Below are 25150 nucleotides of genomic sequence, written 5' to 3'. Positions count from 1 at the left end.
TCGTTTCGGGCTGGGCGGTCGGGTCCGCCTCTCCCTTTCAGGCGAAGGCGTCTGCCTCGGCTGCCTTGCGCTTTGCCACGAACGCCGTCAGCGCTTCAGAGATGGCGGGATCGAGCGCCGGCGCCTCGTAGGAATCCAGCCAGCGCCGGCAAAGCTGACCTGCGCGGTTCTCGGCGCGCAACGCGCCTTCCGCCGACCATTGCTCAAAGGAATTGTTGTCGGCGATGGCCGAGCGGTAGAATGCCGTCTGGAAATTGTCCTGGGTGTGCTGACAGCCGAGGAAGTGGCTGCCCGGACCGACCTCGCGGATCGCCGACATCGCCTGCCCGTTCTCCGACAGATCGACGCCGCGCGAGAAGGCTTGCATCATGCCGAGCTGGTCGCAATCCATCACGAATTTCTCGAAGCAGACAGCCAGTCCGCCCTCCAGCCAGCCGGCCGCATGCAGGACGAAATTGGTACCCGCCAGCATGGTGGAGTTCAGCGTGTTGGCGCTCTCATAGGCAGCCTGGGCGTCGGGCACCTTGGAGGCGCAGAGCGACCCGCCGGTGCGGAACGGCAGGCCGAGCCGGCGCGCCAACTGGGCCGCGCCGTAGGACACCAGCGCAGGCTCCGGCGTGCCGAAGGTCGGCGCCCCGGACTGCATGGAGATCGACGAAGCGAAGGTGCCGAAGACTACCGGGGCCCCCGGCCGGCAGAGCTGGGTGAAGGCGGCGCCGGCCAGCGCTTCGGCCAAAACCTGCGCCAGCGTGCCGGCGACCGTGACCGGGCTCATTGCGCCGGCGAGGATGAAGGGGGTGACGATGCAGGCCTGGTTGGCGCGGGCATAGACCTTCAGCGCGCCGAGCATGGTGCCGTCGAAGGTCATCGGCGAATTGGCGTTGATCAGGTTGATGACCACGCAGTTCTCGTCGACGAACTTTTCGCCGAACAGGATGCGGCACATCTCCACCGTGTCGCGGGCGCGTTCCGGCGCCGTCACCGAGCCCATGAACGGCTTGTCCGACAGAGTCATGTGGGCCAGCAGCATGTCGAGATGCCGCTTGTTGACCGGGATGTCGACGGGCTCGCAGACGGTGCCGCCGGAATGATGCAGCGACGGCGCCAGATAGGCGAGCTTCACGATATTGCGGAAATCCTCGATGGTCGCATAGCGCCGCACGCCGTCGAGATCGCGGACGAAGGGCGGGCCGTAGACCGGGGCGAAGACCGTCGCCTTGCCGCCGATCTCGACCGAGTTCTCCGGATTGCGCGCATGCTGGACGAAGGTCCGCGGCGCCGTCTTCAGAAGCTCGCGGCACAGGCCTTTGGGAAACCGGACGCGCTCGCCCGAGACCTCGGCCCCCGCCGCCTTCCACATCTCCAGCGCCTCGGCGTCGTCGCGGAACTCGATGCCGATCTCTTCGAGGATGGTGTCGGCATTCGCCTCGATGATCGCGAGGCCGGCCTCGTCGAGGAGCTCGTATTCCGGCACGTTGCGGCGGATGTAGCTCAGCTTCGTTCCGGACGCGCTCTGGACCCGGGCGGCGCGCCGGGCCGTCGCCCCGCCGCCGGTGCCGCGGCCGCGGCGGCCGCCTTCGGTGCGCGGCATCTCGCTCAGATGTCCGGTTTCGTCGCTCATCGTCAGGTCTCCGGCCAAAGCGGCGGCCCGTGCCGGCTCCAGCCACGCACGGGCGTTCGATCTGTCACCGATACTAGGAGCAGCACCGGCCGTTGCCGTCTTACCTGCGAAGGCCGGTGACGCGCCGAGAACAATGACGGCGCGGGTCCGCATCGGCCGGACCCTGGCGGGCGCCTGCGCGCCGTGTCAGACCGCGTCGCGCACGTCGCTTTCGCAATGGCGGATGTCGCAGCAAAGAGATTGCGCGGCTGCGGCTGCCCTAGAGTGAGGGCTGCGGACGGACGAGGCGGCGCAGTCGCTGAAAGTCGCGTTCGGGGCAGTTCCGGGTTCGTCCCGCCACAAGGAATGCGCCATGGCCGATGCCGACGACATCATTCTGGCCGAACTGTCGGACGACGATCTTGTCGCCCAGATGAAGGACGACCTCTATGACGGCCTGCGCGAGGAGATCGAGGAGGGAACGCAGATCCTCCTCGAACGCGGATGGACGCCCTACGACGTCCTGACCAAGGCGCTAGTCGGCGGCATGCAGATCGTCGGCGAGGATTTTCGCGACGGCATCCTGTTCGTGCCCGAGGTGTTGCTATCGGCCAATGCGATGAAGGCCGGCATGGCCATCCTGCGGCCGCTGCTCGCCGAGACCGGCGCGCCGAAGCAGGGCAAGATGGTCATCGGCACGGTGAAGGGCGACATCCACGACATCGGCAAGAATCTCGTCGGCATGATGATGGAAGGCGCCGGCTTCGAGATCGTCGATCTCGGCATCAATATCGACGTCGACAAATATCTCGCGGCGATCGAGGACCACCAGCCGGAATTCCTCGGCATGTCGGCGCTGCTGACGACGACCATGCCCTACATGAAGGTCGTCATCGACACGCTCGTCCAGAAGGGCATTCGCGACGATGTCATCGTGCTGGTCGGCGGCGCGCCGCTGAACGAGGATTTTGCCAACCAGGTCGGCGCCGACGCCTATTGCCGCGACGCGGCGGTCACGGTGGAGACAGCCCGGAACCTGATGGAACGGCGGCACAACCAGCTGTGACGCCGGCCCTGCCCGCTCGTCCGGCTGCGCGCCGGACCCCGGATACGCAAAAGGCGCGGCGACCGTTGGTCACCACGCCTTCTCGAACTGCTGACGGGCGCGTTTACCGGGCGACGTCGTTCACGGCGGCGCCGGTGGCATCCACCGTGTTGCCCACGTCGCGGCCGACGCCGCGCACGGTGTTGGCGCAGGCCGAAAGCGCCAGGGCTCCGGCGAGAAGAGTGGACACGATGGCGATGCGCTTGGTCATTGTGGGGTCTCCGGTTGGCAAATGTGACCGAAAAACGGTGCAGTGCCCCGCTGGTTCCCACCATGCTCCGGTTTTTGACAGGCGTGGTGAATGTCAGGTGACCGGGCAATGAATCCCCTGCCGCATGACAGCGCGCAGATGTCGGCCACGCCCGCCCCCGAAACGCTGACGGTCATCGCCTGTGGCGCCGTCGCCCGCGAGGTTCTGGCCGTCCTGTCGGCCAACGGGCTGGTGCATGTCACGGTCACCTGCCTGCCGGCCGACCTGCACAACGCGCCGCAGAAGATCGCGCCTGCGGTCGAGGCCGCCATCATGGCGGCCCGCGCAGACGGCGCCGGGCGGATCTTCATCGCCTATGCCGATTGCGGCACCGGCGGCCTCCTCGACACGGTCTGTGCGCGCCACGACGTCGAACGCATCGCCGGGCCGCACTGCTACGCGTTCTTTGCCGGCAACGATCGCTTCGCCGCCGATGCGGAGGCGCAGATGACGACCTTCTGGCTGACCGACTTTCTCGCCCGCCAGTTCGATGCCTTCGTCACCCGGCCGATGAAGCTCGACCGCCATCCCGAACTGATCGGCATGCTCTTCGGTCACTACGAACGCGTGGTCTATCTCGCCCAGACCGACGCCCCGGATCTCGACCGGCGCGGCCGGGAGATCGCGGCGAAACTGGGGCTTGGCTACGAGCGCCGCTTCGTCGGCTACGGCGACCTGAGCGACGCCATCGTCGCTGCCGCCGCGCCCGTGCCGGAGCACGCGCCCGCCTGAGTTCCCCTGCTGCCGGCCCGTTTGCGCGGTTCGCACCCGTGGACGGCGGGCGGCACGATCATGGCCCCTGCGACCTTCGCAGGGCCCGCGGGGATCACGTCTTGATCTTTACAGGGAAAACCCCGATTTAACGCTTTCAAGGGCACAGTGGATCGACGAAGCCCGGTCAGGCGGCAGCGTCGTTCGCGGACCGTTCCTCACACGCGACGGAACAGGCCGCATCATGAGCTTTTCCGAAGTCCCCGTTCCCAGAGCGTCCTCCGTGTCACCTGCCGTCTTCTCCAGCCTCCGACAATCGCTCCGGCGGCGTGGTGCCAAGCGGCAGAAGCGGATTTCGGCGATCCTGCGCGGCCTGTCTCACCGCAACCGTGCCGGCGCGACGATCGGCGAGCTCTCCCAGGCCTTCGACACCCGCTCCTTCGGCGCCTTCTTCATCCTGTTCGGCGGCCTGAACCTGGTGCCGTTGCCGCCCGGCGCGTCGATCTTTCTCGGCCTGCCGCTGGTGCTGTTCACGCTGCAGCTGGCGGTCGGCCGGCATCGGCTGTGGCTGCCCGAGCGCATCCGCAAGATCCGGATCACCTCCGAGATGCTAGGACGCGTGGTCACCCGCATCGGACCGATGCTGCGCCGGATCGAGCGGCTCGCCCGGCACCGCTACTGGCCCGAGCCCGAATGGCTGCTGCTTTCGGGCATCGGCTGGTTCTGCTTCGTCATGTCGATCCTGATCGCCATTCCGTTTCCGCTGACCAACATGTTCCCGGGCGTCTCCGTCGCCATTGCCGGCATCGCCATCACGGCGCGCGACGGCCTCTGGCTGATCGCCTCGATCCTCGTCGGCATCGCCTCGACGATCTTCCTTCTCAGCGTCTACGGCGCCGCGGCCCTGGCCGTAATGGGGCTGTTCTAGCCGCCCCACGCCACACCGGCCGCCGTGGCCGGACCGCATCAGGACGCCTGTCCCCGCGCCCCGCGCGCCCGATGTCGCAAACGGCATCGCGGCCCGTCGCGCCCGGCATATCCGCACCGTTTCCGCCGGACCACAGTGGGGTCATCGGAGGTGGCGGATGGCAGAACTGCAGATCGTCTACTGGCGTGACATTCCCGCCCAGATCGTGGTGCGGCAGGGTCGCAAATCCGCCCGCCGCGAACTTCCTTCCCGCTTCATCGAGGCCATCGACCGCTGCGCCATGCGCGTCGGTGCGAAGGACAGCGACGCCTATCTGGCCGAATGGCGACGAGGCTCGTCGCCGGCCGAGGTGAGCGACCTCGAAGCCGAAGCCGAACGGCTGACCCGCGATATCGAACAGAGCTACGACGACGATCGTCTCAAGGCGCTCGTCGCGAACGAGGGGCGCGAACCATGAAGCCGATCGGATACGACATGCATGCCGGCCGCACGGCCATGCCCGCCTCCATCGAGATCGCCCCGCGCCAGGCGCTGGAATCGCGCGATCTGCCGGGGCTCTTTCCGCCCGGCACGAAGACCTATCTCTGCGACGTCGGCGTCGACGCGGTGAAGGATTTCGTCCGTGCCGTCCGGCGGGTCCGCGACCTCGGCTACGAACCGGTGCCGCATATTCCGGCGCGCCGGATGCGCAGCCATGCCGAATTGCGCGATCGCGTCCAGGCCTATGCCGAAGAAGGCGGCGCCAGCGACGTGCTGGTGGTCGGCGGCGGGCTGACGCGACCGGCCGGGCCCTACAGCTCGACCATGGAGGTCCTCTCGACGGGCATCCTCGACCGCCACAGCTTTCGCGACATCGGCGTCGCCGGCCACCCGGAGGGGACGCCGGACTGCTCCGCCGCCACCGCCTCGGAAGCGCTGCGGCTGAAACGCGATTTCGCCCGGCGCAGCGATGCAAGGCTGCGGATCGTCACGCAGTTCGGCTTCGACGCGGCGGTCTATCTGCACTGGGCGGAGTCCGTCCGCGCGGCGGGCATCGACCTGCCGATCCATCTCGGTGTCGCCGGCCCGGCCAAGATCGCGACGCTGATCCGCTTCGCTGCGCTGTGCGGCATCGGCAATTCGGTATCCGTCCTGAAGAAGCGGCCGAGCGCCCTCACCGCGCTTGCCACGTCCCATTCGCCCGAATCCGTCGCCGGGCCGATCGAGCGGCACTGGGCCGAGACGACAGATACCCCGGTCAGGCAGCTTCACGTCTTTCCCTTCGGCGGGCTCGCTGCCTCGGCGCAATGGCTCTACGGCCGCGGCTCCTGGATGGACGCGACGGCGATCCAGACCGCGGCGGGCGACCGCCAGCACGCCTGACGCCGCTTACCGCGCGACGCCTTCACCGACCGGAGCTTCGGCCATGACCCGCACCATCGTCGCATCCGCCAGCCGCGAGGTCGTGATCGGCTTCGACCAGCCCTTCTGCGTCATCGGCGAACGCATCAATCCGACCGGTCGCAAGATCCTCGCCGCCGAGATGGTCGCGGGCAATTTCGAAACGGTCACGCGCGATGTCCTCGCCCAGGTCGCCGCCGGCGCCACCATGCTCGACGTCAATGCCGGCGTCACCGCCGTCGACCCGAACGTCTCCGAACCGCCGCTGCTGGTCGAGACCATCCGCCTCGTCCAGAGCCTCACCGACCTGCCGATCTCGATCGATTCCTCCGTCTCCCCGGCGCTGAGCGCCGCGCTGGCCGTGGCCAAGGGACGGCCGCTGGTCAATTCGGTCACCGGCGAGGTGGAAAAGCTCGAGGCGATCCTGCCGCTGGTAAAGAAATACGACGTGCCCGTCGTTGCCATCTCCAACGACGAGACCGGCATCTCCGAAGACCCGGACGTGCGCTTCGAGGTGGCGAGGCGCATCGTCCGCCATGCCGCCGATTACGGCATCAGCGCCGCCGACATCGTCGTCGATCCGCTGGTCATGCCGATCGGCGCGATGGGCACCGCCGGCCGGCAGGTCTTCGCGCTGGTGCGCCGGCTGCGCGAGGAACTCGGGGTGAACACCACCTGCGGCGCCTCGAACATCTCCTTCGGCCTGCCCCACCGCCACGCCGTCAACGCCGCCTTCCTGCCGATGGCCATTGCGGCCGGCATGACCTCGGCCATCATGAATCCCTGCCGGCCGCAGGAGATGGAGGCGGTGCGCGCCGCTAACGTGCTGATGGGCAACGATCCCTCCTGCGGCGAGTGGATCCGCCACTATCGCGACGTAGCGCCGGCGGGGGGGGCGTCTGCAGCGACCGTCGCCGCTCCTACCACCGGAGCAGGCGGGCGGCGGCGTGGCGGGCGCGAAGGCCGGAGGGCGGCGTCGTGACCGGCCGGCCGTTTAAACTGCGGATCGTGTCGTTGCGGCGCTTTTTGCAGGTGCGAAATAAAGCTACGGATCGGGAGACCATTTCGCCATCTGGCGCGTTTGGTAGCAACTACCGAACAAGGAACACCCCGCATGAGCCGCAACCCGAACCCCGCGTCCTTCTTCCACGCACCCAAGACGGCGGCGGAACTCACGACGCTGATGCTGATGGCGCCCTTTGTCATCGGCACGCGCCTGACCCAGTTCTCGATGGCCGCCGCGTCGCCGCAGGCCAAGGATCGAGACGAAGTCTCCCGCATGCTGAGCGAAAAGATGCAGGCGGCCGGCGAATCCATCGTGGCGATGAACCTCGCCACCATCGAGGCGATGACCTCTCTCGCCATGGCAACGGTGACCGGCTCCGGCCGCGGCGGCAACCACGGCGACACGATCCTGTCAGCCGGGCTGAAGCCCTATTCCCAGCGCGTGCGCGCCAACCGCAAGCGTCTCGCCCAGTAAGCCTCAGCCGGAACACGGCGCGCCGATGACCACCGGCGCCGATCCCCTCGTCCTGTTCATGCCGTCCGGCCGGCGCGGCCGCTTTCCCCGCGGCACGCCCGTCATCGAGGCGGCGCGAACGCTCGGGGTCTATGTGGAAAGCGTCTGCGGCGGACGCGGCATCTGCGGGCGCTGCCAGATCGAGATCGCCGAAGGCGTCTTCGCCAAGCACAAGATCGTCTCGGCCGCCGACCATCTCTCCGCCTGGTCGGCCAAGGAAGCGCGCTACGCCGCCAAGCGGCCCTTCCCGGCGGGCCGGCGCCTGTCCTGCTCGGCGACCATCGAGGGCGACCTCGTCGTCGACCTGCCCACCGGTATGGCGATCAATTCCGCCGTCGTGCGCAAGGCGGTCGACACCCGCGACATTGCCCGCGATCCGGCCATTCGCCTGCTCTATGTCGAGGTGGCCGAGCCCGACATGCATGCGCCGCTCGGCGATCTCGACCGGATCTTCGCGGCGCTGGAACGGGACTGGGACGTGGCGGCGCCGATCGTCGATCCGGCGATCCTGCCCGAGGTGCAGGCGATCCTGCGCCGCGGCGGCTGGAAGGTGACCTGCGCCATCGCGCTGGACCGGGACGACGAGCGTCCGCGCCTCATGGGACTCTATCCGGGCCTGAAGAACGAGGCCTATGGCATCGCGGTCGACATCGGCTCGACGACCATCGCGCTGCATCTCTCCTCGCTGCTGTCCGGCGCGACCATCGCCTCGGCCGGGGCGCCCAATCCGCAGATCCGCTTCGGCGAGGACCTGATGAGCCGGGTGTCCTACGTGATGATGAACCCGCAGGGCCGGCCGCAGATGACCGTGGCAGTCCGCGCCGCGATCCAGGCGCTGATCGAAGAGGTCGCGGCGGAGGCACGCATCGCCACCGCCGACATCATGGACTGCGTCTTCGTCGGCAATCCGATCATGCATCATCTGTTTCTCGGCATCGACCCGACCGAGCTCGGCCAGGCGCCCTTCGCGCTGGCGGTCTCGGGCGCCGTCGCCGTGCCGGCCAGCGATCTCGACCTGACCCTGCATCCGGCGGCGCGCGCCTATCTGCTCCCCTGCATCGCCGGCCATGTCGGCGCCGATGCGGCCGCCGTGACCCTGTCGGAAGGGCCGCACCGCCAGGACGAGACCATGCTGATCGTCGATGTGGGCACCAATGCCGAGATCGTCCTAGGCAACCGCAGCCGGCTGCTTGCCGCCTCCTCGCCCACCGGCCCGGCCTTCGAGGGGGCCGAGATCTCCAGCGGCCAGCGCGCGGCACCCGGCGCGATCGAGCGCGTGCGGATCGATCCCGAGACGCTGGAGCCGCGCTTCAAGGTGATCGGCGTCGAAACATGGTCGCACGAGGCGGGCTTCGCCGAGGCCGCGCGAGCCGTGGGCGTCACCGGCATTTGCGGATCGGGTATCATCGAGGTCATCGCCGAGATGTTCCTTGCCGGGATCGTTACCGAAGACGGCGTCATCGACGGCGCGGCCGCCGCGCGGTCGCCGCGGATCGTGCAGGAAGGCCGCACCTTCGCCTATGTGCTGCACGAGACGGCGGTCCAGACAATCCGCGTCCTGCAGACAGACATCCGCGCCATCCAGCTCGGCAAGGCGGCCCTCTATGCCGGCATCAAGCTGCTGATGGACCGGTTCGCGGTTCCGCCTGCACCGGCCGTCCCGGCCCCGCCCCCCGCACCCGCCGCAGTGCCGGACGATCTGCCGCTCGACCTCGACCCGGCCGAGGCCCCGGCCCTCGCCGACGCGCTGTTTGCCACGCAGGCCGGCCGGGCCACCGAACCGGCCGTCCCGCTGCCGCCGCCCCTCCCCGTGCCCGAGACATCCGCGACGACGGCGCCGATCCGCATCGACCGGATCGCGCTGGCCGGCGCCTTCGGCTCCTTCATCGAGCCGCGCTATGCGATGATCCTGGGCCTCGTGCCCGATTGCGACCTGGCCAAATGCGGCTCCATCGGCAACGCGGCGGGCGCCGGCGCCCGCATGGCGCTGCTCAACCGGGCCTATCGCCGCGAGATCGAGGCGACGGTCACCCGCATCGCCAAGATCGAGACCGCGCTGGAGCCCGATTTCCAGCGCCATTTCGTCGCCGCCATGGCGTTTCCCAACAAGCTCGACGCCTATCCCGAGCTCTGCCGGGTGCAGCCGCTGCCCAATCGCAGCGCGGACGGCAGTGTCGTTGCAAATCGCCCAGACACTGGCGGTACTCCCGTCGGCGACGGGCGCCGGCGCCGGGCCGGATCGCGGGCGCGCGAACGCCAGGCGTGAGCGCGAACGCGGCGGTGCTTTGCAACACCGGCTGCAGATTCGGCCCGTCAGGCCGCGAATTTCCGCCGCATCGGCGAGAAACGACCGAAGTTTTGCCCGCCAACCGTTGCGCCGGGACGCTCGGAGGCCTATCCAACAGCATCCATAGCGATGACAGGCGACCCCGAAATCCGCGCAGGCATTGCGCGGCGCCGTACCGACGACCACTGGTGATGATTTGAAGCCCAAGGATACCGATTTCGCCGAACGCCGTAATGCGGCCCGCGACGCCAAGATGGCGCTGCTGCAGAAGGCCAAGGAGCGGCTGGACAGCCCCGAGGCCGAAAAGGCCCGGCAGGAACGCGCGGAGATCGCAGCGGCCCGTGAGGAGCGCCTCGCCAAGAAGCGCGCCGAGGACGAGGTGAAGGCCCGCGAGAAAGCCGAGCGCGACGCCGAGGCGGAAGCCGAGCGGCTCGCCGAGGAAGAGGCCCGCAAGGCCGAGAAGAACCGGCCGCTGGCGCAGATGGTCGCCGACGAGGCCGCCAAGAAGGCCGAGCGCGACGCCCGCTACGCCGCCCGCAAGGCGCGCAAGGGCAAGAAGTAATTCGCACCCGCCGATTGCCGCCGACTGTCTGACATCGGCGGCCGTTCCCGGCTTGCGAAACCCGTCATTCCACTCCACCTTGGGCCGCGCACGCGATGCGTGAATGGCCCTTGATGCGGAGCGGGCGGTATGGGTCCAGGAAATGCGGGTGGCCTGATCGAGAAGCCCCGGCCCGGCGCGAGCGAGGGCCCGGGCTCCGGCCCGAAGCGGACCATCGTCTTCCTGCTCGTTCCGAATTTCTCGATGATCGCCTTCGCGACCGCCATCGAGCCGTTGCGGATCGCCAATCGCGTCGTCGGCCGCGAAATCTATCGCTGGCGCCTCGCCTCGCCGAACGGCCAGCCGGTCCGCGCCTCCAACGGCGTCGAAGTGGCCGTCACCAGTTCGGTGGAAGCCGAGCGCAAGGCGCTGCCGTCCGAGCACCGGCCCTCGATGGTCTTTGCCTGTTCCGGCGTCTTCGTCGAGGATTTCACCGACAAGACCAGCTTCTCCTATCTGCGCGAGAGCCACCAGCGCGGCATCAGCGTCGGCGGCCTGTGCACCGGGGCGTGGATTCTCGCCCGCGCCGGGCTTCTGGCGGACCGGCGCTGCGCCATCCATTGGGAAAACCTGCCCGGCTTCTCCGAGGCCTTCCCGCGGGTCGACGCCTATGCCGATCTCTACGAGATCGACCACAACATCTACACCTGCGCCGGCGGCACCGCCGCCCTCGACATGATGCTGACGCTGATCGGCGAGGATCTCGGCGAGGACGTGGTGAACCGGGTCTGCGAGCAGGCTTTGACCGACCGGGTCCGCAGTTCACAGGATCGCCAGCGCCTGCCGCTGCGCGCCCGGCTCGGCGTGCAGCACTCCAAAGTGCTGCGGGTGATCGAGATCATGGAGGCCAATCTCGCCGACCCGCTATCGCTGGTCGAGATCGCCGAGGATGTCGGCCTGTCGCGCCGCCAGGTGGAGCGGCTGTTCCACCGGGAGATGGGCCGCTCGCCGGCGCGCTACTATCTGGAGATCCGGCTCGACCGGGCGCGGCACCTGCTGCTGCAGTCGCAATTGCCGATCGTCGAGATCGCGGTCGCCAGCGGCTTCGTCTCGGCCTCGCATTTTTCCAAATGCTACCGCGAACTCTATTCGCGCTCGCCCCAGCAGGAGCGCGCCACGCGTTCGGTCCTCGCCCCGGCCTGACGGGCGGCGTGTCGCGGGCCTCTCGGAAGCGCGAAGCTAGAAATCCTCCATCCAGCGGCGCTGCCGCTCCTGCCACTGACGCTCGCCGATCAGGCAGTCGCTGCTGGCCGTCTCCTGCACCGGCACCACGGCAGGCGCCTGCGGGGCCGGATCGGGCCAGGCATCGGCCAGTTCCATCACCAGCTTGCGGCGGACCGCGGCGGGAAACTGGTCCCATTCGTTGACCGGAATCATGAACGCGCCGGGGCCGCCGATGACGCAATCGGCGTAGTAGCGGTCGAGATCGGGGATCGAGCCCCATGAACTGAAGCCGCCGGTGGTCATCAGCGGCAGCCCGTTGATGACGATGCCGCGGGCGACCGCCGCGTCGCGCGCTTCAGTGACCATGCGGCCCTGGTTGTTCGGCCCGTCGCCGGAAATGTCGATGACCCGCCGCAGGCCGGCATAGCCATTGTCGTCGAAGAGGGTTGCGGCATAGTCGATGGCCGAGGAGATCGAGGTGCGCCGTTCGCGATCCGGCTCCTCCGTCTGCAGGCGATAGGCGAAGCCGTCAGCCGCCTCGCGGGAATCGATCAGCGTCCAGGACACCACGACCGCCTGCGACAGGGTGCCGGCCCATTCGATATAGGCGACGGCGACGCGGCCATGCGGCCCGCCGAGGATCGCCTTCTGCACGTCCTCGCTGCGAAAGGCGGCGGCATAGCCGGCCCGCTGGATCTCCTGTTCGCCGCGATCCATCGACCAGGAGACGTCGACGGCGAGAACCAGCTCGGCGTCGACCCTGATGCCGTCGTCGGGGTTGGCTCCGAGGTCGGAACCGAGATCGCGCAGGCCGCGCTGCTGTGCGCCGGCCGCCGCATGTCCGGTCAGCGCCGGCAGAAGCGCCAGCGCCGCCGACAGGAAGGCAAGGATCAGGGTGCGATGTCCCATTATGGAAGCGTCACGCCGGATGGCCGGCCGCGCAATTCACAAAGGCGTCACCTCGGCCCTCGCCTTCCAGCGAGGCCAATCAGGCCGCGAGTTCACCGCGGGTCGGGTAGCCCTTGTCGACGACGAAGCTCAGCCCGCCGAGGAGATCGTCGAGGCTCGGCCGCGTGAAGGGCACCGTCTGCAGCCATATGGCGTAGATCGTGCCATCCGGGCGAACCGCTACGAGACCCGGCTCGGCAAAGCGCGCCGGCTCGGAATCCTGCGCCTTGGAGGAGATGTAGAGGCCCCATTCGCGGGCGCTCTCCTCGCTGAGGCCGTAGCCCACCGGCATGCCGTCGAGGTCCCATTCGGCCTGCTGGCGCTGCATGCGGGTCTCGTCATCCATCGAGACGGCATGGACGTTGAAGCCCTTGGCGCGGAATTCCTCGCGACGCTTCGCCAACTCGCCGATCTGCTTCTTGCAGATCGGGCAGTGAACGCCGCGATAGAAGAAGACCAGCGAGAAGTTCTCGGGATTGTCGTTTGCCAGATCGAGCTGGCCGCCGTCGCTCGTTGCGACCTTGAGGGCCGGTGCCTTGTCGCCGGGCATGGGCGTCGTATGGGGCATGGAATCGTCCTTTCGATGATGAAAAACGCCGCCGGCGGCATTGCGCGGGCGGCGGAAGCTGCGCCAGCAACGGGCGGCCGGACGGCCCGTTCCATGTCAGCCGCGCAGACGGACATTCTCCGGGTCGAAGGGACTTTCGCCGATCACCGTAGCGTCGTGGAGCGTGCCGAGGATGCGGATCGTCAGCCGCGTCCCCTCGCCGGCATGGGCCGGATCGAGCATCGCCAGGGCAAGGCTCTTGCCGACCCGCCAGCCGAAGCCGCCATTGGTGGCGCGGCCGACCAACACGCCGTCGGCATAGACCGGTTCGGAGCCGCGGGCGTCGGCGTCGGTCACGCCGTGCACCTCGAGGGTCGCGAACTGCCAGCGCAGGCCGTTCTCGCGGGCCGCCACCACGGCGTCCCGGCCAATGAAATCGCCCTTGCTGGGATGAACGAACCTCTCAAGGCCCGACTCGAAGGCATTGTATTCGATCGACAGTTCGCGCGGGATCTGGCGGTAGGACTTCTCCAGCGCCATCGCCCCCATGGCGCGAATACCGAAGGGGCGGATGCCGAATTCGGCCCCGGCCTCCATCAAGAGGTCGTAGAGCGCGTTCTGCATCTCGATCGGGTGATGCAGCTCCCAGCCGAGTTCGCCGACGAAATTGACCCGCAGGGCGGTGCAGGCCACCGGACCGACCGACAGGCGCTGTCCGGTCAGCCAGGGAAACGCCGCGTTGGAGAGGTCCGTGCGGGTGAGCTTCGCCAGCACCTCGCGTGATTTCGGGCCGACGACCACGAGGACGCCGAGCGCATGGGTCACTGGATGCATCGCCACGCTGACGTCGCCCGGCAGCGCCTTCTGCAGGATGTCATGGTCGATGCCCTCATAGGCGCCGCCGGAGACCAGATAGTAGCTCTCCGCGCCGGCCTTGTAGACGGTGAACTCCGAGCGCACGCCGCCTGCCGGGGTCAGGAGATGGCAGAGCGCCACGCGGCCCGGCGTTTTCGGAATGCGGTTGGCAAGGAGCCCGTCGAGCCAGGCGGCGGCGCCCGGCCCGCTGACATAGGCCTTGGCGAAGGGCGTCATGTCGAGGAGGCCGACAGCCTCGTGGACCGCCCGCACCTCGGCGCCAACATGCTCGAAATAGTTGGAGCGGCGGAAGGACCAGCGCTCGCGGATGCGGCCGGTGTGATCGGCCGGCGCATGATTGTGCTTCATCAGGACGTCGGCGCCGACATCGAGCTCTGCCTCGGGCACCGCATAGCCGTCGGGGGCGAACCAGTTGGCCCGTTCCCAGCCATAGACGGAGCCGAAAACGGCACCGAGCACCTTCTGCCGCTCATAGGACGGCGAGGTTTTCAGCGGCCGGGCGGCGGCGCGTTCCTCGTCGGGATAATGCACCGAGAAGACGTTGGCATAGGCCTCCTCGTTCTTGGCGCGCAGATAGCCTTCGCCGGCATAGGGGCCGAAGCGGCGCGGATCGACGCCGGCCAAATCCACGGTGGGTTCGCCGTCGACGATCCATTCGGCGAGCTGCCAGCCCGCCCCGCCGGCCGCGGTGATGCCGAAGGAATGGCCCTCGTTGAGCCAGAAATTGGTGCGGTTCGGCGCCGGACCGACAATGGGCGAGCCATCGGGCGTATAGGCGATGGCGCCGTTATAGACCTTCTTGATGCCGACCTCACCAAAGGCCGGCACGCGGGCGATGGCGGCCTCGATATGCGGCATCAGCCGGTCGAGATCCTCCTGGAAGAGCTCGTATTCGCTGTCGGCGTCCGGCCCGTCGAGATAGCAGCAGGGCGCGCCGATCTCGTAGGGGCCGAGCAGCAGGCCGCCATTCTCCTCGCGCATGTACCAGGAGGAATCGCTTTCCCGCAGCACTCCCATTTCCGGCAGGCCCTGGCGGCGGCGCTCGACGATCGCCGGATGCGGTTCGGTGACGATGTACTGGTGCTCGACCGGGATCACCGGCACGTCCAGCCCGACCATGCGCCCCGTCCGCCGGGCGAAATTGCCGCTGGCCGAGATGACGTGGTCGCAGACGATCTCGCCCTTGTCGGTGACGATCTTCCACTCGCCGGAGGCGAGCTGCTCGATGGCGCTGACGGTGGTGTTGCGGTGGATGGTGGCGCCGCGGTCGCGGGCGCCGCGGGCCAGCGCCTGGGTCAGGTCGGCGGGCTGAATATAGCCGTCCTCGGGATGCTGGATCGCGCCGAGAATGCCGTCGGTCTCGCAGAGCGGCCAGATCTCCTTCAGCTCTGCGGGCGTCAGCAGCCTGACCGGCACACCGATCGTCTCGGCGACGCCGGCATAGTACATGTACTCGTCCCAGCGGTCCCTGGTGCGCGCCAGCCGGATATTGGTGACGTTCGAGAAGCCGACATTCATGCCGGTTTCTTCCTGCAGCTTGCGATAGAAGCGCACGGAATAGCGGTGCAGCTGGCCGACGGCATAGCTCATGTTGAACAGCGGCAGCAGGCCGGCGGCGTGCCAGGTGGAGCCGGAAGTCAGTTCGCGACGCTCGATCAGGACGCTGTCGGTCCAGCCCTTGCGGGCCAGATGATAGAGCGTCGACACGCCGACCACGCCGCCGCCGATGACCACTGCCCGCGCCCGATCCTGCATGACCACCCCTCGTCTGCCAGACTGCCGTAGCGGCGTGTCGAGCCTAGTGGAGCGGTTGGCGCACACGCAGTCTCTTTGCGACATCGGCTGTCGGGCGAACGGCGCAGCCTGGCTGCCGGCCGACCGGGACCGCCACCGGACCAACCTGCCGGGAGGGTTTTGTTAACCATGTTCGGGGAGGATGCCGTTCCGAGACAGATCGCGATGGGACGGATCCGTGACGCTCATTTCCTCCGTTGACCGACAGGATGCCGGAACGGTGAAATCCGCCCTCACCTCGCCGCTTCTTCTGCTCGCGCTGGTCTGCGCCGTCCTCGCCGCGCTTCTCACCCTGAAGCTGACGCTGCCGATCGGCGCCTTCTACTGGGACCTGTTCATCTATTTCGACGCGGCGAACCGCATCTGGAGCGGCCAGCTTCCCGGCGTCGACTTCTTTACGCCGGTCGGGCCGCTGGGCTACTGGCTCTTCGCCCTGTTCGTGGGGCTGTTTCCCGACGGCCAGCCGCTGCTGATCGCGCAATGGTCGCTCATGGCGGTCACCGCGCCGCTGCTGGCGCTGGTGCTGGTCGATATCGACCGCCGTTCGCGGCTCGTCGCGCTGGCGCTCCTTGCGCCGTTCCTGGTCTTCCAGATCCTGCCGATCAATGTCGAGACCTATTACAGCTTTCCCGGTGTGGACGGCTTCGGCATTTACAACCGGCAGATGTGCCTGCTGCTCTACGTGCTGACGGCCGGGCTGGTCTTCGCCCGGGGCCGCATAACGGTGCTGGCGACGATCGCCGGCACGATGCTGGCGCTGTTTCTCGTCAAGATCACCGGTTTTGCCGGCGGCGCGCTGATCTGCGCCTTCGCCTTCGCCGCCGGACGCGTGTCCCTGCGCACGGCGATCGGGGCGCTTGTCGGCTTCCTCGCCGCGCTGGCGCTCCTGGAACTGACGACCGGCGTCGTCAGCGCCTATGTCGGCGATATCGCCGCGCTGGTGGCGCTCAACGAAGGCAGCATCCTGCCGCGCTTCCTGCAGGCGGCCTCGATCCATTTCATGGCCTTCGGCCCGCTGGCGATCCTGATCGCCGCGCTCGCTCTGATCGGGCTGCCCGACATTCTGCAAGCAACGACCACGCTTGTCCGCTCGCGGCGCGTCGCCGCTCTGGCGGCGCTCATCGACCGCGACGTCTTCTGGCTCGGCGTGGTGAGCTTCGCGGCGCTGTTCGTGGAAACCCAGAACACCGGCGGTCTTGCCTTCATCTTCGTCTGGCCAGTGCTCTTGCGCATTCTGGTGCGGGCCGGCGGCGCGCCGACATGGCGGCTGGCGCTGGTCCTCAGCCTCGTCGCCGCCAGTGCCCTGCCGACCTTCGTGCAGGTGATCCATCGCGGTGCCCGCGCCCTTGTCGGGCAGATCGCCTATGTCGATCTCGACGCGCCCCGCCTCGGCACCCTCGCCGCCGTCTCGCAGCGGCCGGAGCTGATCCGGCGCGCCACGGTGATGCTGGACACCTACCAGCGCTTTCCCGAGGCCTTCGACCATCTGGCGGACGAGGAGCAGCTGCCAAGCTTCACCCTCTACAACGAGCCGGATTTCCACCTGACCTGGCTCATGGGGGTCGAGGAGGCGGTCGAGGCGATCGAGGCGCTGGAAGCGGCACGCGGCGTGCGCTTCGAGACGATCATGAACCTGAATTTCGTCAATCCCTTCCCCTGGCTTCTCGACCGGCAGGCGCCGCGCGGCATCGCCATCGGCGCCGATCCGTTCCGCGCAGTGCCGGACCCGGACCCGGCGGTGCTCGCCTCGGTGAAGGAAACGGACCTGCTGCTCTACCCGCTCTGCCCGGTCACCGTGGCCAATCGCCTGCTGCGCGACCTCTACGCGCCGGGCCTGGCCGGCCACAGCCGCATCCAGCTCTCGCCCTGCTGGGACGCCTATGTCCGCAACGATCTGCTGCCACCGCAGTAGCGGCAGGAGTGCCGCGGCGGTCGCCGCCCGCGATCTGGACGTGGTTCTGCAGCACACCCGATCGCGCGTTGAACGGGATCTTGTATCGAGACCGAACGGGTTTCGATAAGACTTCCGGATCTGCCGCTTTCAAGCGTTGAGGAACAGGACATGATGGCAGGGAAGCCCCGCCTCGATATTGGAGAGCAGATGGCGACAGCCCTTTCTCATCGGACGCCCCATTGAGCACGCGAGCTGAAACCGCAGAGCATGAGCTGCTTTCCGCCCTGGGCTGGAGTTCGTTCTTTGCCGAACAGATCACGCCGGACGATGCGGGTTTAGAGCCAGTTCGTATCGCGAGGGTCCACCGCTCGCGGCTCACGGCCCTGTCGCCACAGGGGCCGGTCGAACCGGTCCTGACGTCCGACGTCACGACGAGCGATTTCGCCGTCGGCGACTTCGTTCTCATCCACCCCGCCACCCTCCTTCTCCAGCGCCGCCTCGAGCGACGCTCCGTCATCCAGCGTCGCGTTTCCGGCGGCACGGTTCCGCAGCTTGCCGGGGCCAACATCGACACGCTGTTCATCGTGACATCCTGCAACATGGATTTCAGCCCAGCCCGGCTTGAACGCTATCTTGCCTGGGCCAATCAGGCAGGAATGGAGCCGGTCATCTTGTTGACGAAGGCCGATCTCACAGACGATCTCGACTCATACGAGCATCAGGCCCGCGCGCTGCAGCGCGGGCTCGAGGTGGTGATCGTCAATCCAAAGTCGAGCGATGCGACAGCCTCCTTGGCGCAATGGTGCAAGCCTGGGCAAACGGTCGCGCTGGTCGGCTCGTCCGGCGTCGGCAAATCGACCCTGGTGAACACGCTTGTCGGCGTGACCGAGGAACCGCAGCAGGAGACCGGCTCCATTCGGGAAGACGACGCGAAAGGACGTCACACCACGACGGCCCGCTCCCTTCACCCGATTGCAGGCGGCGGCTGGGTGATCGACACGCCGGGGATCCGGACATTGCAGGTCAGCGACGTCGCCGACGGCCTCGACATCTTGTTCGCCGAGATCACGGAACAGGCGGCGCAGTGCCGATTTCGCGACTGTACGCACGCGCATGAGCCGGGATGCGCCGTCCAGGCGGCGGTGGCCGCAGGAGCCATCGATCGAGAACGGCTCGAGCGCTGGCGCAAGCTGCAGGACGAGAACGCCGAGAGCGACCTCGCCAAGACCCCTTGGGCCGGCGGCACAGGCGGAAGGCGCAACAAGAGGCGCTAGGATCAGGTTGCGCGAAGCCATCCGGGGAGAGAGCGGTGCCTCCAGGGGACGATAGCGCCCGTCGGTGGCCTTGCACCCTGAACCCGCATCGACACGTGCAGCCGCCACAACGCAAAAAGGCCGGGCGGGGGCCCGGCCTTGCCGTGTCTGTCGCCCGGGTTGCCCGGCGGTCAGCTCATCTGGGAGCGGATGAAGTCCTTGACGATGGAGACGATGCCGCGGCCCAGCAGCGTGTCGAGCGCGTCGCAGAACTGGTCGACATGGCCCTCGTCGCAGATCAGCGGCGGCTCCAGCCGGATGACGTTGCGATTGTACTCGGTAAACGCCACCAGCACGTCGTGATCGCGCAGCAGGAGCGCGCCGACGAAGCCCGACAGCGAGCCCTTCAGCTTGTCGTCGAGGATCGCCACCATCGGACGCAGCGCCATCGGCAGGGTCCGCGAGAAGTCGTGGAACTCGAGACCGACCATCAGCCCCTGCCCGCGCACGTCCTTGACGATGGACGGGTATTTCGCCTGGATCGCCTGCAGGCGCTCCAATAGATACGCCCCGACCTCGGCGGAATTGCCGATCAGATCGTCGTCATAGAGGACATTGAGCCCCTCGATGGCGCTGACGCAGGCCTCGCCAATGCCGCCGAAGGTCGCCTGGGCATGGATCATCGCCGTCTTCGGCGTGCCATAGGCCTTCATGTAGACCTCGCGCCGGGCGATCATCGCCCCGACGGCGGCCTTGCCGGCGCCCAGCGATTTGGCCAGCGCGGTGACGTCCGGCACCACGCCATGATGCTCGAAGGCGTAGAAGCGGCCGGTGCGCCCGTAGCCGCACTGCACCTCGTCGGCCACCCACAGGACGTTGTGCTTGTCGCAAAGCGCGCGCACGCCCTGCCAGTAATCCGTCGAGGCGGTGATGATGCCGCCGCCGCCCTGCACCGTCTCCAGCACCACGACGCCGATCTCCGGATCGCTGCGGATGGCGTTGGTGAGCGCCTCAAGATCGCCGAAGGGCACCTTGCAGGTGTTGCCGACGAGCTTGAACTCACCCTGATAGAGCGGCGAATCCGTCAGCGACAGGACGCCCTTGGTCTTGCCGTGGAAGGAGTTCTCGGCATGGACGATCTTGCAGTTCTTGCGGCCCGAGGCGCGCTCGGCGACCTTGATCGCCGCTTCCATGGCTTCGGACCCGGAGGAGCCGAGGAAGACCATGTCGAGATCGCCGGGCGAACAGGCCGCCAGGTTTTTGGCCAGCGCCGAGGCGTATTGCGACAGGAAGGCGATGGCGATCTCGTGCCGGCGCTCGTCCTGGAAGCGCTGACGCGCCTCGATGATGCGCGGATGGTTGTGGCCGAAGGCCAGCGAGCCGAAACCGCCGAAGAAATCGAGGATCTTCCGGCCGTTCTGGTCGATGTAATACATCCCCTCGGCGCGTTCGACCTTCACCTTGTGAAAGCCGAGCAGCTTCATGAAATGAAACTGGCCGGGATTGATGTAGTCCTTGAAGAGGTCCGCCATCGTCTTGACGTCGAGCGCCTTGGCGTCCTCGACGGTCAGGAGGTTCGGCTTGGCCGGTCCGCGACGATGGGTCGGGGCGAGGTCGGGGTTCGCAGCCATGGGACGGTCGAGCATCGTGTCTCTCCTCGCTAGGGGTCGGCTCACTCGGCCGGCTGCGGGTACGAACCGGCGGCGGGGGCCTGGCCCTCGCGCTTGGCCCGATATTCGGAATAGGCGGCGATCAGCATGTCTCCGTCACGGTACTGGGGCACCCAGCCGAGATCGCGCTCGCCCTTGCCGACGTCCAGCACGCACATCTCGTCGGCGATGAGATACTGCTCGGGATCCATCAGCGGCATGTTGATCAGATCAAGGAAGTCGAGCGTGCGCTTGACGGCCCAGCCCGGTGTCGGGATCAGCAGCGACTTCGAGCCGGCATGCTTCACCAGGTCGCCGAGCAGCTTCTTCACCGGCGGCGGGTTCAAGGAGCCGAGATTGTAGGCCTCGTTGGGCACGCCCGCCTTCCAGGCCAGCCGCGCCGCCTCGGCGCAGTCGAAGACCGAGATGAACTGATACGGGTTGCGGCCCGAGCCGATCATCGGCACCGGCAGATTGGCGTCGATCAGCTTGAACAGCTTCTCAAGGATGCCGAGACGGCCGGGCCCGATGATCAGCCGGGGCCGGAACAGGGTGATGTCCATGCCGCGCTCGCGCCATTCAGCCGCCAGATGCTCGGTGTCGAGCTTGGACTGGCCGTATTCGCCGAGCGGCGAGACCGGGTGCTCCTCGGTCATCGGATAGACCTTGGTGTGACCGTAGATCATGTCGGTGGTGAAGTGGACGAGCTTCGTCGCGCCCGCCTCGCCCACCGCTTCCATGATGTGCTTGGTGCCGTGGTAGTTCACTGGATAGAAGAAATCGTGGCGCTTGGCCCGCGGCATGATCGGCGACAGCATCTTGGCCGACAGATTGTAGACCATGTCGTCCGCCGCGATCGGCACGGCGCGCACGGCGGCCGGATCGGTGACGTCGGTGTGCAGGAACTCGCACTGGGCGTAATGCGGCAGGTCGCTCTTGACGATGTCGGCGACGAGGACGCTTTCGCCGTCGGCGACGAGCTTCTGGGCCAGGTGGCGGCCGACGAAACCGTCGCCGCCGAAGAGAACGTGCTTCATCGGGAAACCTCGTTTGCAGGAGCCTGGGCGATGTCGAGCGCGGGCTCCTCGCCGTGAATCGTGGTGCCGCCCTGGGCGATCAGGATCGTGCCGACGCAGATCAGGCCGATGCCGGCGATGCGCAGGGCGTTGAGGTCCTCGCGGAAGACGAAATAGGCGAAGACCGCCACCGCCACATAGGCCAACGACAGGAAGGGATAGGCGAAGGACAGTTCGACCTTGGACAGGACGTAGAGATGCGAGGCCATGGAGATCACGAAGGTGCAGAGCCCGAGGAACACCCAGGGGCTAAACACGATCTGCAGGATCTTCAGGATCGGGTTGACGCCGGCAAAGCTCAGCGGCCCGAGCTGCATCATGCCGTATTTCAGCATCACCTGCGCCGCGGCGTTGGTGAACACCGTGAACAGGATGAAGGGAAGGAATTTCGCCATCGGCACTGCCTCGTTCCAACGTCCGGACCGGCCGGATCTGCTGAAGCTGATCTAAGGGAAACCCGTGTGATATGTTTTAAGATCGGCGTATTCGCGCCGCCGGACCACCGACGGTTCATGTCACGGTAAACAAACCCTTTGCCGCAACCTGACGGCTTTACAGTTGCTTGGGCGTCTTCGTTGATGTCGTGTCGAGCCGCAGCGCCGTCCGCTTCCAGAAATCGGAAACGATGGCCGGGTCGCGCAACGCTTCCAGTTCGCGCCAGCGTGGAAAGCCTGCTGCGAAGGTGTCCGGCGACATGCGGGCATCCTTGTAGGGATTGACTGCACCGCCGGCTGCGACGGTGATCCGGTCGAGCTCGGCGAGCAGTCTCAGGGTGATCTCGCCGCGATGGGGAAAGTCGAGGGTCAGCGTGTAGCCCGGCCGCGGAAAGCTGGTGAGGCCGGGGCTCGGCCTGTCGCCGAACCGTTTCAGCACCGTCAGGAACGAGCCCTGCTTGTGGCTGCGGGCGCATTCGATGAGAGCGCGCACGGCATCCGGGCCCGTGGTCGTCGGCACGACGCTCTGGTGCTGGTGCAGACCGCGCGGGCCATAGAGCCGGTTCCACCTGCCCACCCGGTCCAGCGGATAGAAGAACTGGTCGAAGGAGACCAATCTTTGCGTCGTGCCGGGGCGGGCCTTGCGATAATAGGCCTCGTTGAAGGCGCGCAGCGCAAGGCCGCGCAGCGGGCTGATCGGCGGGGTAATGGGCACCGCCGCGAGCGGCGCGCGGGCCATGCCGGTCCGCTCGCCATCGCGGGCATGGTCGCCGGCGATCAGATGGCCGCGGCCCAGCGCCCGGCCTGTGGCCAGCGAGTCGATCCAGGCGACGGCATATTCATGGCGCTCGTCCGCCGCCTCGGCCAGTTCGAAATAGTCGGCCAGGCTGTCGAAGCGGGTCGTCGTTTCGGCGATCGTCAGCGACGGCACCTTGAGAAGCCGGATCGTCGCCTCGCGGATCAGCCCGGTCAGACCCATGCCGGAAATCGTCGCGGCGAAGAGTTCGGGATGGGTTTCGCGGCTGCAGTGCAGGCGCCCCGCGTCGGAGCGGTCGAGGACGATCGATTCCACCCAGGCGCCGAATGTGCCGCGGCGATGGTGGTTCTTGCCGTGGATGTCGTTGGCGATGGCGCCGCCCAGCGTGACGAACTGGGTGCCGGGCGTCACGGGCAGGAACCAGCCGGCCTGCGCGACATGACGGGTGATCTGGCTGAACAGCACGCCGGCATCGGCGGTGAGGAGACCGGTCTGTGGATCGAAGGCGTGAATACGGGCGCCCGGCCGGCTGTCGATCAGCGTGCCGGCATCGTCATGGCAGCTGTCGCCATAGGAGCGACCATTGCCGAAGGGCAGGAAGGTGCCGTCGCCGCCCCCTGCCCGCCCTTGCGCCTCGGCAGGCGACAATCGCGGCAGGTCGCAACCGGCGATCGCCCGGCGCGGCGTGTGGGCCGGCCGTCCCCAGCTCTCGTAGCGGGGCTCAGACAATGGCGGCCAGCAGGAACAGGAGGCCGCCGCCGGCGATCATCATCTGGCTGCGCCAGTCGCTCATGATGAAGACGACCGGGTCCTCGTGCATCTGGTTGCGGCGGGCGAGAATCCAGATCCGCACGATGATGTAGAGAACCAGCGGGCACAGCGGCCAGACGAGGAAGGGCTCGGTATATTGCTCGGCGCCCTCCATGCTGTCGATATAGAGGGCGAGGACCAGCACCGAGGCGAAGCCCGAGGCCATGCCGGCCTGGCCGAGCGTTTCCAGATCGGCGTCGACATAGCCGCGCCCGGTCGTCGCGCGCCCGGCGCCGATGCCGAAATCCTGCAGCTCGGTGAAGCGCTTCACCAGCGCCAGCGACAGGAAGAAGAACAGCGAGAAGGCGAGCAGCCAGAACGAGGTCTCTACGCCAGAGGCTTCTGATCCTGCGACGATGCGTGTGGTGTAGAGGCCGGCGAGCGTCAGGACGTCGATCAGCAACATGCGCTTCAGGGCGACGGAATAGGCCGTCGTAGTCACAAGGTAGAGCCCCAGCACGACCAGATAATAGTCGGGCAGGAACAAGCCGATAGCCAGCGAAGTGCCGAGAAGGGCGGCCGCGAGCGTGATGCCGGTGGGGATCGCCAGCGCGCCGCTGGCAAAGGGCCGGTTGCGCTTGGAGCGATGCCGGCGGTCGGCGGTCAGATCAAGGAGATCGTTGAGGATGTAGACGGCCGACGCGGCGAAGGAGAAGCTGATGAAGGCGAGCATGGCGCCGGCCAGCATCTCGATATTGAAGAATTCGTGGGTCAGGACCATCGGCACGAAGATCAGGACGTTCTTCAGCCATTGATGGGGCCGCATCGCCTTCAACGCCGGGCGCAGCCGGCCGCCGGCATCGTCGATCCGTTCGGCGCCGGAGCGCTTCTGCCATCGCGCCGCGGCCCGGTCCGGCGCCACGACCAAGGCCTCTGCCGCCTTGTCCAGAAGGCAGATGTCCTCGTGGGAATTGCCGACATAGTCGAAGCCATCCTCGCCGCATTCGTCGAGGATGCGGTCGAGCTTGCGATGCGCGGTTAGATTGACCGTGTCACAGGAGCACATGACCGCATCGAACAGTCCGAGATGATCGGCCACAGCGTGGGCAAGTTTCTCGTTGGCGCCGGTGGCCAGCACGATGCGGCGGCCATCGGCCCGCGCGCGCCGCAGCCGTTCAACGACCTCCTCGCGATAGGGCAGCAACGCCGGATCGAAATCGACGGCGTGGGCGAGTTCGGCCTTCAGGCGCGCTTTGCCGGCGGCGATCCAGCCGGGCACCTGCAGCATGACCTGGGGCTTCTGGCGCGCCGCCAGGAACAGGGTTTCCCAGAGAAGATCGCTGTGGATCAGCGTGCCGTCGAGATCGACGAAGATCGTCGTCTCGGTCTGCGGAGATCTGGCGTCCAACGCTTGGCTCCTCCTGCCGTCTCCTCTGCCGGGAGATCGCGAAGCTGGAGGTCGGTTGTGGCGCAGACGAGTTTCGGCCCGGTGAATTTCCGGTCTTCGCCGACCGAAAATCAAGGGCAAGCTGCGGATGTGGTGAAGAGATCGTAAAGATTGTGTGCGGTCGCATGGCAAAGCCAGGTTTAGCACGTGGGCAGACGCCCCGCGCTGCCTCGCGATGCC

At 67.3% G+C, this 25150-nt stretch carries 22 protein-coding genes; 12 read left to right on the top strand and 10 right to left on the bottom strand.

Going from position 1 to position 25150, the window contains the following annotated elements:
- Positions 1-37: 37 nt before the first annotated feature.
- A complete protein-coding gene (locus J3367_RS20320; RefSeq protein ID WP_421462461.1) occupies positions 38-1621 on the bottom strand; it encodes a trimethylamine methyltransferase family protein in 1584 nt (527 codons plus the stop codon).
- Between the two features lie 352 nt (positions 1622-1973).
- On the opposite strand from J3367_RS20320, the gene J3367_RS20315 reads away from it, so the two are divergent.
- Complete coding sequence (locus J3367_RS20315; protein ID WP_187390596.1) at positions 1974-2666, top strand: corrinoid protein; 693 nt, start codon at positions 1974-1976, stop codon at positions 2664-2666.
- Between the two features lie 103 nt (positions 2667-2769).
- Here the strand turns inward: J3367_RS20315 and J3367_RS20310 are convergent, their stop codons facing one another.
- Positions 2770-2916 carry a hypothetical protein gene (locus J3367_RS20310; protein WP_169513634.1) on the bottom strand — a complete coding sequence of 49 codons (147 nt, stop codon included), beginning with the start codon at positions 2914-2916 and terminating at the stop codon, positions 2770-2772.
- A 138-nt stretch (positions 2917-3054) separates the two neighbouring features.
- Here J3367_RS20310 and J3367_RS20305 point away from each other — a divergent pair, with 138 nt between their 5' ends.
- From J3367_RS20305 to J3367_RS20265, 9 genes are all read left to right on the top strand, one after another.
- A complete protein-coding gene (locus J3367_RS20305) occupies positions 3055-3687 on the top strand; it encodes a DUF1638 domain-containing protein (RefSeq protein ID WP_421462459.1) in 633 nt (210 codons plus the stop codon).
- 262 nt (positions 3688-3949) lie between these two features.
- Entirely contained in the window at positions 3950-4594 is a 645-nt protein-coding gene (locus J3367_RS20300; RefSeq protein WP_024351365.1) for an exopolysaccharide biosynthesis protein, read from the top strand.
- 157 nt (positions 4595-4751) lie between these two features.
- Positions 4752-5051 (top strand): virulence factor, encoded by a 300-nt coding sequence (locus J3367_RS20295; RefSeq protein WP_421462457.1) that lies wholly within the window; start codon positions 4752-4754, stop codon positions 5049-5051.
- Positions 5048-5956, top strand: coding sequence for a methylenetetrahydrofolate reductase (locus J3367_RS20290; RefSeq protein ID WP_421462455.1), 909 nt, complete (start codon positions 5048-5050; stop codon positions 5954-5956). Before J3367_RS20295 ends, J3367_RS20290 begins: the two co-directional genes overlap by 4 nt.
- A gap of 43 nt (positions 5957-5999) precedes the next feature.
- The gene (locus tag J3367_RS20285; RefSeq protein WP_421462453.1) at positions 6000-6956 is read left to right on the top strand and encodes a methyltetrahydrofolate cobalamin methyltransferase; all 957 of its coding nucleotides are present in this window, start codon (positions 6000-6002) and stop codon (positions 6954-6956) included.
- A 132-nt stretch (positions 6957-7088) separates the two neighbouring features.
- Entirely contained in the window at positions 7089-7454 is a 366-nt protein-coding gene (locus tag J3367_RS20280; RefSeq protein WP_421462452.1) for a hypothetical protein, read from the top strand.
- A gap of 25 nt (positions 7455-7479) precedes the next feature.
- Positions 7480-9759 carry an ASKHA domain-containing protein gene (locus tag J3367_RS20275; RefSeq protein WP_421462450.1) on the top strand — a complete coding sequence of 760 codons (2280 nt, stop codon included), beginning with the start codon at positions 7480-7482 and terminating at the stop codon, positions 9757-9759.
- 217 nt (positions 9760-9976) lie between these two features.
- Positions 9977-10342 carry a DUF6481 family protein gene (locus J3367_RS20270; RefSeq protein ID WP_228241586.1) on the top strand — a complete coding sequence of 122 codons (366 nt, stop codon included), beginning with the start codon at positions 9977-9979 and terminating at the stop codon, positions 10340-10342.
- Positions 10343-10585: 243 nt separating this feature from the next.
- The gene (locus J3367_RS20265; RefSeq protein WP_230785383.1) at positions 10586-11524 is read left to right on the top strand and encodes a GlxA family transcriptional regulator; all 939 of its coding nucleotides are present in this window, start codon (positions 10586-10588) and stop codon (positions 11522-11524) included.
- A gap of 36 nt (positions 11525-11560) precedes the next feature.
- Here J3367_RS20265 and J3367_RS20260 read toward each other — a convergent pair whose 3' ends face one another.
- The 3 genes from J3367_RS20260 to J3367_RS20250 all read right to left on the bottom strand — a co-directional run bounded on the left by J3367_RS20260 (position 11561) and on the right by J3367_RS20250 (position 15671).
- Positions 11561-12454, bottom strand: coding sequence for a DUF1194 domain-containing protein (locus J3367_RS20260; protein WP_421462447.1), 894 nt, complete (start codon positions 12452-12454; stop codon positions 11561-11563).
- 79 nt (positions 12455-12533) lie between these two features.
- A complete protein-coding gene (locus J3367_RS20255) occupies positions 12534-13061 on the bottom strand; it encodes a peroxiredoxin-like family protein (RefSeq protein ID WP_277024410.1) in 528 nt (175 codons plus the stop codon).
- A gap of 96 nt (positions 13062-13157) precedes the next feature.
- Positions 13158-15671, bottom strand: coding sequence for a GcvT family protein (locus J3367_RS20250; RefSeq protein ID WP_024351375.1), 2514 nt, complete (start codon positions 15669-15671; stop codon positions 13158-13160).
- A gap of 259 nt (positions 15672-15930) precedes the next feature.
- Here J3367_RS20250 and J3367_RS20245 point away from each other — a divergent pair, with 259 nt between their 5' ends.
- The gene (locus J3367_RS20245) at positions 15931-17622 is read left to right on the top strand and encodes a hypothetical protein (protein ID WP_421462445.1); all 1692 of its coding nucleotides are present in this window, start codon (positions 15931-15933) and stop codon (positions 17620-17622) included.
- 221 nt (positions 17623-17843) lie between these two features.
- Positions 17844-18878, top strand: a complete 1035-nt coding sequence (gene rsgA / locus J3367_RS20240; RefSeq protein ID WP_024351377.1) for a ribosome small subunit-dependent GTPase A — start codon at positions 17844-17846, stop codon at positions 18876-18878.
- Between the two features lie 170 nt (positions 18879-19048).
- Here the strand turns inward: rsgA and J3367_RS20235 are convergent, their stop codons facing one another.
- From J3367_RS20235 to J3367_RS20215, 5 genes are all read right to left on the bottom strand, one after another.
- Entirely contained in the window at positions 19049-20488 is a 1440-nt protein-coding gene (locus J3367_RS20235) for an aspartate aminotransferase family protein (RefSeq protein ID WP_421462481.1), read from the bottom strand.
- 41 nt (positions 20489-20529) lie between these two features.
- Positions 20530-21543 carry an NAD-dependent epimerase/dehydratase family protein gene (locus J3367_RS20230; protein ID WP_024351379.1) on the bottom strand — a complete coding sequence of 338 codons (1014 nt, stop codon included), beginning with the start codon at positions 21541-21543 and terminating at the stop codon, positions 20530-20532.
- The gene (locus J3367_RS20225) at positions 21540-21977 is read right to left on the bottom strand and encodes an EamA family transporter (RefSeq protein ID WP_421462443.1); all 438 of its coding nucleotides are present in this window, start codon (positions 21975-21977) and stop codon (positions 21540-21542) included. Before J3367_RS20225 ends, J3367_RS20230 begins: the two co-directional genes overlap by 4 nt.
- Positions 21978-22134: 157 nt before the next feature.
- Positions 22135-23502 carry an FAD-binding oxidoreductase gene (locus J3367_RS20220; RefSeq protein ID WP_421462441.1) on the bottom strand — a complete coding sequence of 456 codons (1368 nt, stop codon included), beginning with the start codon at positions 23500-23502 and terminating at the stop codon, positions 22135-22137.
- A complete protein-coding gene (locus J3367_RS20215; protein ID WP_421462439.1) occupies positions 23495-24931 on the bottom strand; it encodes a UbiA family prenyltransferase in 1437 nt (478 codons plus the stop codon). Before J3367_RS20215 ends, J3367_RS20220 begins: the two co-directional genes overlap by 8 nt.
- Between the last annotated feature and the right edge of the window lie 219 nt (positions 24932-25150).

The organism is Aurantimonas sp. NFXS3 (assembly GCF_049132005.1).
GTDB lineage: Bacteria > Pseudomonadota > Alphaproteobacteria > Rhizobiales > Rhizobiaceae > Aurantimonas > Aurantimonas coralicida.
Note: the sequence above shows the minus strand (reverse complement) of the source record. Positions and strands in the feature narration are given on the sequence as shown.

Bases quoted from the DNA above. Each gene is read 5' to 3' on its own strand.
- J3367_RS20295 (WP_421462457.1), top strand. From the start codon at position 4,752: ATGGCAGAACTGCAGATCGTCTACTGGCGTGACATTCCCGCCCAGATC.
- J3367_RS20315 (WP_187390596.1), top strand. From the start codon at position 1,974: ATGGCCGATGCCGACGACATCATTCTGGCCGAACTGTCGGACGACGAT.
- J3367_RS20265 (WP_230785383.1), top strand. From the start codon at position 10,586: ATGATCGCCTTCGCGACCGCCATCGAGCCGTTGCGGATCGCCAATCGC.
- J3367_RS20255 (WP_277024410.1), bottom strand. From the start codon at position 13,061: ATGCCCCATACGACGCCCATGCCCGGCGACAAGGCACCGGCCCTCAAG.
- J3367_RS20225 (WP_421462443.1), bottom strand. From the start codon at position 21,977: ATGGCGAAATTCCTTCCCTTCATCCTGTTCACGGTGTTCACCAACGCC.
- J3367_RS20285 (WP_421462453.1), top strand. From the start codon at position 6,000: ATGACCCGCACCATCGTCGCATCCGCCAGCCGCGAGGTCGTGATCGGC.
- J3367_RS20250 (WP_024351375.1), bottom strand. From the start codon at position 15,671: ATGCAGGATCGGGCGCGGGCAGTGGTCATCGGCGGCGGCGTGGTCGGC.
- J3367_RS20310 (WP_169513634.1), bottom strand. From the start codon at position 2,916: ATGACCAAGCGCATCGCCATCGTGTCCACTCTTCTCGCCGGAGCCCTG.
- J3367_RS20260 (WP_421462447.1), bottom strand. From the start codon at position 12,454: ATGGGACATCGCACCCTGATCCTTGCCTTCCTGTCGGCGGCGCTGGCG.
- J3367_RS20235 (WP_421462481.1), bottom strand. From the start codon at position 20,488: ATGGCTGCGAACCCCGACCTCGCCCCGACCCATCGTCGCGGACCGGCC.
- J3367_RS20280 (WP_421462452.1), top strand. From the start codon at position 7,089: ATGAGCCGCAACCCGAACCCCGCGTCCTTCTTCCACGCACCCAAGACG.
- J3367_RS20305 (WP_421462459.1), top strand. From the start codon at position 3,055: ATGTCGGCCACGCCCGCCCCCGAAACGCTGACGGTCATCGCCTGTGGC.
- J3367_RS20290 (WP_421462455.1), top strand. From the start codon at position 5,048: ATGAAGCCGATCGGATACGACATGCATGCCGGCCGCACGGCCATGCCC.
- J3367_RS20230 (WP_024351379.1), bottom strand. From the start codon at position 21,543: ATGAAGCACGTTCTCTTCGGCGGCGACGGTTTCGTCGGCCGCCACCTG.
- J3367_RS20320 (WP_421462461.1), bottom strand. From the start codon at position 1,621: ATGAGCGACGAAACCGGACATCTGAGCGAGATGCCGCGCACCGAAGGC.
- J3367_RS20275 (WP_421462450.1), top strand. From the start codon at position 7,480: ATGACCACCGGCGCCGATCCCCTCGTCCTGTTCATGCCGTCCGGCCGG.